The following is a 280-nucleotide window of genomic DNA, read 5'->3' as shown; positions in this document are numbered from 1 at the left end:
CATTCAAAAACGTGAAGTTTGAACCGCTCAAAACGCTCAATATTGCCTGGAACTTCAACCTTCAAAATTCCATCTCCAACCGAATCCAACAGCAGTTTGGGGTAAACAATCCCGAAACAGGCTCTAGGCCAGGCACCATTCCGTTTACAGTGGACAACTTTGGATTGCTCTTGAGAAACGGAAACAACGGGGCCAGAAATACCATCCCGCTGAGTTCCAATTTCACCTTGTTCAAATACTTCACCGGGACTGCCTCGGCGGATTACACCGAGCTGTGGTA

The 280-nt window shown here is 47.5% G+C and carries 1 protein-coding gene; it reads left to right on the top strand.

From position 1 onward, the window contains the following. The coding region (locus ACNKXV_RS14690; RefSeq protein WP_417908439.1) for a putative LPS assembly protein LptD at nucleotides 1-280 on the top strand (280 nt) is incomplete at both ends.

Source organism: Christiangramia aquimixticola, from assembly GCF_048285835.1.
Taxonomy (GTDB): Bacteria; Bacteroidota; Bacteroidia; order Flavobacteriales; family Flavobacteriaceae; genus Christiangramia; species Christiangramia aquimixticola.
Note: the sequence above shows the minus strand (reverse complement) of the source record. Positions and strands in the feature narration are given on the sequence as shown.